The 6967-nt window shown below is 62.0% G+C and carries 5 protein-coding genes; 3 read left to right on the top strand and 2 right to left on the bottom strand.

All coding sequences use genetic code 11. The features are described from left to right. Positions 1–417 precede the first annotated feature (417 nt). Entirely contained in the window at positions 418–3501 is a 3084-nt protein-coding gene (locus CWI66_RS16945) for an efflux RND transporter permease subunit (protein ID WP_100732317.1), read from the bottom strand. Beyond that, positions 3485–4576 carry an efflux RND transporter periplasmic adaptor subunit gene (locus CWI66_RS16940; protein ID WP_100732316.1) on the bottom strand — a complete coding sequence of 364 codons (1092 nt, stop codon included), beginning with the start codon at positions 4574–4576 and terminating at the stop codon, positions 3485–3487. Before CWI66_RS16940 ends, CWI66_RS16945 begins: the two co-directional genes overlap by 17 nt. Before the next feature lie 201 nt (positions 4577–4777). Between CWI66_RS16940 and CWI66_RS16935 the strand changes: the two genes are divergently transcribed. From CWI66_RS16935 to CWI66_RS16925, 3 genes are all read left to right on the top strand, one after another. Continuing rightward, a complete protein-coding gene (locus CWI66_RS16935) occupies positions 4778–5752 on the top strand; it encodes a malate dehydrogenase (protein WP_016913321.1) in 975 nt (324 codons plus the stop codon). 219 nt (positions 5753–5971) lie between these two features. Then, on the top strand, positions 5972–6205 hold the full coding sequence (locus CWI66_RS16930) for a hypothetical protein (protein ID WP_081138235.1): 234 nt from the start codon (positions 5972–5974) through the stop codon (positions 6203–6205). Next, entirely contained in the window at positions 6195–6563 is a 369-nt protein-coding gene (locus CWI66_RS16925) for a hypothetical protein (protein WP_081138237.1), read from the top strand. Before CWI66_RS16930 ends, CWI66_RS16925 begins: the two co-directional genes overlap by 11 nt. Positions 6564–6967: the final 404 nt, after the last annotated feature.

The following is a 6967-nucleotide window of genomic DNA, read 5'->3' as shown; positions in this document are numbered from 1 at the left end:
CGCGTTGCTTCGCGGGTGCGCTCCGCTTACGCCGCGCTACGGTATGTCGCCCATATCAACCCAATACGTCACCACGGTAAATCGAGCCACACCAACCCCAAGCCGTCACCACGGCAAATCGAGGCACACCACCCCCAATACGTCACCACGGCAAATCGCGGCACCCCCGTAGCGCGGCGTAACGAAAGAGCGAGAGCAACGAGCGAAAGAGGCACCCGCGGAGGGCGGCGCCAGCCGCCCTGATAGCGTCACCGAACCACAAACGTGCCCTCGCAACACAAAACGCCATCGCCACCCGCCGTGCCCTCATCGGCAACGCTCTGCGCGTTGCTTCGCGGGTGCGCTCCGCTTACGCCGCGCTACGGGTGTGGCGGCAACGATGCAAATGGGGTTGCCCGTAGCGGGGTGGGGCGCGTTTCACCCGAGATCTTTCTCCCGCCGTAAGCGGCCGCCGATCACCAGCATGCAGGGGGTGAGCAGCAGGGTGAGGAAGGTGGCGAACGTCAACCCACCGGCGATGGCGCTGGACATTTGTGTCCACCACTGGGCGGAGGGGGCGTTGAACCCCAGCGCGGGGGCGAAGAGGTTGACGTTGACTCCCAGTACCATGGGCATCAGCCCCAGCACGGTGGTGATGGCGGTCAGCAGGACGGGGCGCAGGCGCAGGCAGCCTGCTTCCAGGGCTGCCTGAGGAGGTGGCATGCCGTCGCGGCGCAGCTCGTTGTAAGTGTCGATCAGGACGATATTATTGTTGACCACGATGCCCGCCAGCGCGATCACCCCCATGCCTACCATGACGATGCCAAAGGCCTGGCCGGTGATCAGCAGGCCCATGAGTACGCCCGCCGTGGAGAACACGATGGCGGACAACACCAGCGCGGCCTGGTAGTAGCTATTGAACTGAGTCACCAGAATCAGCGCCATCAGGCCCACCGCAATCAGGAAGGCGCTGATCAGAAACTGCATCGACTCCTGCTGATCCTCCTGCTCGCCAGCCACATTGACCATCAGGCCATCCGGCAGTTGGCCTTGGCCAGCGGCCAGCAGGGCTCTCAGGCGCTCATCGGCCAGGTAGCCGGGCGCCAGGTCTGCCTCCAGAGTAATGGCGCGGCGGCCATCGATGCGGTTCAGCGTCCCCACCTTGGGCGCCGGAGCGATTTCCACGAAATGAGAAATCGGCACCTGCCCACGGGAAGTGTTGATAGTGAGCCGCTCCAGTTGGTCCAGCGTGCGCCAGTGTTCCGGAAGGCGTACGCGAATATCGACCTCGTCACTCACCGTGGGCGGGCGGTAGCTGGCCACCTGCAGGCCGGTGGTGAGCAGTTGTACCGCGCTGCCAATGGTGGTGATATCGGTGCCCATGCGGGCGGCGGCCTCACGGTCCACGGTGATCTGCCACTCCACCCCTGGCAGGCTGCGGTTGTCCTGAATATCCACGAAGCCGCCCAGCTCGCGCATCAACCGGGTGAGTTGATCGACCCCCGCATCGGCAATGTCCGGGTCCGTGGCGCTGACTTCCAGTACGATGGGTTTGCCGCCGCCGGGGCCCATTTCCTGCTCGCGGAACTCCAGAGTGATCCCCGGAATATCTGCCGTGCGCTCGGCCATGTCCGCCAGAATGGTGCGCGCCGGACGGCGCTGATACCAGTCAATGAACTGGAACTGCAGCATGCCGACCACGTCGCTGCCCATCTGCTGGTCGGGCACCGCAAAAGAGCGTGCGTAGAGGGCTTCTACTTCGCTCAGGCCGCCCAGACGCTGCTCCACGCGGCGCAAAATGGCGTCGCTTTCCTGCGCGGAAAAATCGCCCCGGGCGCGCACCAGCACTTGGGCGCTATCGGGTTCGACGTTGGGGAAAAAATCCACGCCGTGGTTGAACCGCGCATAGCCGGTATACAGCAGCGCGATCAGCAGCAGGGCGAAGGCCAGCACCCAGCCGGGGTAGCGTAGCAATCGGCTCAGCAAATGGCGGTAGCCTCGGCCCATCGCAGTGCTTTCATCCAGAGGGCCAGTGCCTGCACCGCTGGCCTTGGCGGTACGGGTAAACAGCCGCCCAAGCATGGGCAGGAAGATGAGCGCCATGACCAGCGAGGCCAGCAGGCACAGAATCACCGTCGCGGGCAGGTACTTCATGAACTGACCGACGACGCCGGGCCAGAACAGCAGCGGTAGAAACACCGCCAATGTGGTTGCCGTGGAGGCAATCACTGGCCAGCTCATCCGCGACGCGGCGTTCAGCCACGCCTGATGAGCCGTTTGCCCCTCGTGCAGATGGCGGTCGGCAAGCTCGCTGACCACGATGGCACCGTCCACCAGCATGCCTGCCACCAGAATCAGCGCAAACAGCACCACGATGTTGAGAGTAAAGCCAAAGGCCCAGACCAGCAGAATGCCGCTCAGGAAAGCCCCCGGAATGGTCAGCCCGACCAGCAGTGCCATACGCCAGCCCATCACGGCGACCACCACGATCAGCACCAGCACCACGGCGGTCAGTACGTTGTTGAGCAGCTCGGAGAGCATGTTCTGCACGGTGACCGACTCGTCCATGATCGTGGTCACCCGTAGCTGCTCCGGCAACAGCGGCTGCGCCTCCGCAAAGCGGTCCCGCACGGCGTCGATGGTGGCGATAATGTTGGCCCCGGCGCGTTTGGAGATTTCCAGCACCACGGCAGGCTGGCCGTCGATACGGGCAAAGCCTTCGGGCTCTTTGTAGGTGGGGTGAATCCAGGCCACGTCACCGAACGTGACCACTTGCTCGCCCTCTACTTTCACGGGCATGTTCATCACGTCTTCCAGCGCCGCGATGATGCCGGGCACCTTCAGCGCCAGCCTGCCTGCGCCAGTATCCAGGCTGCCGGCGGCCACCAGCCGATTGTTGCGCGAGACCTGGTTGAACAAGGCATCGAAATCGACCCCGTAACTCTCCAGCACCAGCGGGTCCACGACGATTTCCAGCAGGTCTTCACGGTCACCGGCAATGTCCACCTCCAGTACGTCGGCAATGCCTTCGATCTCCTCCTTCAGGCGGCGGGCGATGGCGATGCGCTCGCGGGTGTCCAGCTCCCCTGAAAGGCCGATGCTCAAGACCGGAAACTCCGAGACGTTGACCTCCATGACCCTCGGTTCGTCGGCTTCGGTGGGCAGACTGCTACGCGCAATGTCTACCCGTTCCCGCACGTCGGAAAGCGCCGTGTCCGGATCGAAGCCCGGGGCGAACTCCAGCGTGACGGAGCCATGCCCCTCGCTGGACTGCGCCGTGAACTTGCGCAGCCCGGCAATGCCCCGCAGCTCCTGTTCCATCGGACGAATCAGCAGCCGTTCACCATCTTCCGGGCTGACCCCCTCCAGCGAGAGCGAGACATAAATGATCGGGATGGTGACGTCCGGGTTGGCTTCCTTGGGGATCACCTGCCAGGCCGTGAGCCCAGCCAGCAGCAGCCCGACCAGTAGCAGCAGGGTGGTGCGCGTATGGGTCAGCGCCGCATTAATGAGTGAGCGCATTTCCACCTTCCTGGGCAGGCACGGGAGTCACTTCCTCGCCGGGACTCACAAGTCCAGCCCCCAGTGTAATCAGCGTGACCGGGTCGGGTAGGCCGCTGACATAGGCGCGCTGGGTGTCGGCACTGACCAGCTCCACGGCAGACTGCACCACGCGGTTTTCGGCGTCCAGATGCCGAATGGCCAACTGGCCCCGCTCATCCAGGTTGAACAGCGCAGGCGAAAGCGTATGCACGGCGCGAGGGGGCAGGGTGATGGTCAGCTCGGCGCTGCCGCCTGCCAGCCGCTGGCGCTCGGGGTTGTCGAGGAGGACTTCCACGTAAAACGTCCGGGTCGCCTCATCGGCGCGGCGGCTGATATAGCTCACTTCGCCGGTCAGCTCGCCGCCATTCAACAGGCGGGCCGCCACCGGCAGCCCTTCACTCAGAGCGCCGACCTGCTGCTGGGACACCCAGGCCTCTCCTTTCAGGTGACGGTCATCGACCAGGCGAGCCCACTCTTCTCCGGGTTGCAACAAGTCACCCATTTCCACCTGTACTCGGTCCAGCACGCCTTCGAACGGAGCGCTGGGGCGAGTATCGCGTAGCTGCTTCTCCAGTTGAGCCAGCTGGGCCGCGCTGGCGCTGAGAGCGCTTTGCAAGCGCAGCAGCTCAGGCTGGGAGATCAGCTCTCGACGACGCAGGTTCTGGGCCCCTGCGTACTCCGCCTGCGCCAGGGCCAGCTCGTCGCGTGCCTGCTGCAGGCGCTCCGGCAGGGCTTCACTTTCCAGTACCAGCAGCGTCTCGCCCGGCTGAACGTGTTCGCCCTGAGAGGCGGGTATTTCCGCCACCAGCCCTGCCACATTGGCGCGTAACACCGCCTCGCGCGCCGCCGCCAGCTGGCCTTGAACCACCACCTGAGGAATGTAGAGCGTGCTGGGTTGGGTCGATACCTCTACCCGAGTCAGAGATTCGCCGTGGGTGTCGTGGTTTTCGGCAGGCGTCGACTGAAAACGCTGAAAGTCGCCCAGGGCAAGCCATACCACCAGGGCCAGCACCAGCAGGCTAGCCAGGGCATAAGAGGGGGGGATTCTTCGCATGGGGAGTCACTGTTCCAAATAAAGAGGGGCTCGCAACCCGAGACACCATAGCGCAAGTGCTGCCGGTCAGCGAGTACCAGGCCGCCGTGCGAATGGGTAGTAGTCTCAAGTCTGATTGAGTTTTTGAGCGTGTGGGCATAACATCGGTGCGCGAATCTTTACCGGGCGAACCTTCACTAGGCGAACCATCAAGGAGCAATGATGAAAGATCCAGTACGTATTGCGATTACCGGCGGTGCCGGCCAGATCAGCTACTCTCTTATTTTCCGCATTGCCGCTGGCGACATGCTGGGGCCGGATCAGCCTGTCATTCTCCAGCTTCTCGAAATTCCTCAGGCCATGGATGCGCTCAACGGCGTAGTCATGGAAGTGAACGACTGTGCGTTCCCGCTGGTGCAAGATATCGTCGCCACCGACGACCCCAACGTGGCGTTCAAGGATGCCGACTTCGCTCTGCTGGTAGGTGCTCGTCCGCGTGGCCCCGGCATGGAGCGTAAAGACCTGCTGGAAGCCAACGCCGCTATCTTCTCCGTACAAGGTAAAGCGCTGAACGACCACGCCAGCCGTGATGTGAAAGTGCTGGTCGTCGGCAACCCGGCCAACACCAACGCGCTGATCGCCTCCTGCAACGCGCCGGACCTGGACGCTGGCCAGTTCACCGCCATGACCCGTCTGGACCACAACCGCGCCCTGACGCAGCTGGCACAGAAGACCGGCAAGCACGTCACCGACGTCGAAAACATGATCATCTGGGGCAACCACAGTGCCACCCAGTACCCGGACCTGGCCCAGTGCAAGGTAGACGGCAAAGCCGCTTTCGATCTGGTCGAGCGCGACTGGTACGAAAACGACTTCATCCCGACCGTACAGCAGCGCGGTGCCGCCATCATCAAGGCGCGCGGCGCCTCGTCTGCCGCCTCCGCTGCGTCTTCCGCCATCGACCACATGCGTGATTGGGCGCTGGGCTGCGACGGTATCGTCAGCATGGCCATCCCCTCCGACGGCAGCTACGGCATCGCCGAAGGCATCATCTACTCCTACCCGGTGCGCTGCCAGGGTGGCAAGTACGAAATCGTACAAGGTTTCGAACTCGATGCGTTCAGCAAAGAGAAGATGCAGGCCACGGAAAAAGAACTGCGCGAAGAGCGCGCTGCCGTCGAGCACCTGCTCGGCTAAGTACGCCGTTTGGCACCCGCCAACCGCACCCACCCCGCAAGCCATGCTTGCGGGGTTTTTTTATGGGCATGGGATGCTGCAAAAGTATGTCCCTTCAATAGGGTCGTCGCGAGTCACCGAGCGACTCGAATTTTTGAGCAAAAGCGTGTCAAATGTAGAGGGTATAGAAAAAATATTGGAGTACCGGGTTGCTCATCAGCAGCGCTTGAGGAGAAGAGTATGCAGGCGATTGAATTCGAAACAGATATTCAAGACGGTATGGTTAAAATTCCAGACGAATACGCAGAGCTGAGAAACAGGCATGCCCGGATCGTGGTGCTGTACGAAAACAGCACATCAGCGCCGAGCGAGCCCGAGGCGTCATCCGGTCTTGATTTCTCGTCTGTAAAAGCGCCCACGCTGACAGCGCAGGAAGGGCTCGAGTATCAACGGAGCATGCGGGATGAGTGGTGATTATCTGCTCGACACGAATGTTTTTATTAACGCGATCAAGCGACAGCTATGCCTCCCGCCTGCTCATTACGCTTATTCCGTGATCACTGAGCTCGAACTGTTGGGATTCCCGGGGCTACCCTTGCAAGAAGAGCAGGCTATTTCAGCTTTATTAGCCAATCTGACACGCGTCGAACTCAACCATCTAGTCAAACAGGAGACGATCAATACACGTCGTCATACGCTGATGAAATTACCTGACAGCATCATTTCTGCATCTGCCACCGTTACCCAAGCCACATTAGTCACAGACGATGCCACACTGGCCGCTAGGCACCAGGGCAAAGCGATATCGTTGAATATGCTCTTGCGTTCTTGATAGTCCACATCGTTCCAGACAGAGACTCGTTACGCCGCGCTACGGGGGTGCCTCGATTTGCCGTGGTGACGTATTAGGGTTGATGTTGGCGTTGTGGTCGGGGTGGTTTATGCGTTGGTGTAATGTTGGCGCATACCGTAGCGCGGCGTAAGCGGAGCGCACCCGCGAAGCAACGTGAGAGCGTTGCCGATGGGGGCGCGGGGGGTGGCGGTGGTGTTTTGTGATTCGAGGGCGCGTTTGGTTCGGTGGTGCCATCGGGGCGGCTGGCGCCGCCTTCGCGCCGGGCCGCCGCTGCGGGTGCCTCTTTCGCTCGTTGCTCTCGCTCAATCGTTACGCCGCGCTACGGGTGTGCCTCGATTTGCCGTGGTGACGTATTCGGGTTGGTGTTGGCGATGTGATCGGGG

This window comes from Halomonas sp. 141, assembly GCF_002810305.1.
Taxonomy (GTDB): Bacteria; Pseudomonadota; Gammaproteobacteria; order Pseudomonadales; family Halomonadaceae; genus Vreelandella; species Vreelandella stevensii.
Note: the sequence above shows the minus strand (reverse complement) of the source record. Positions and strands in the feature narration are given on the sequence as shown.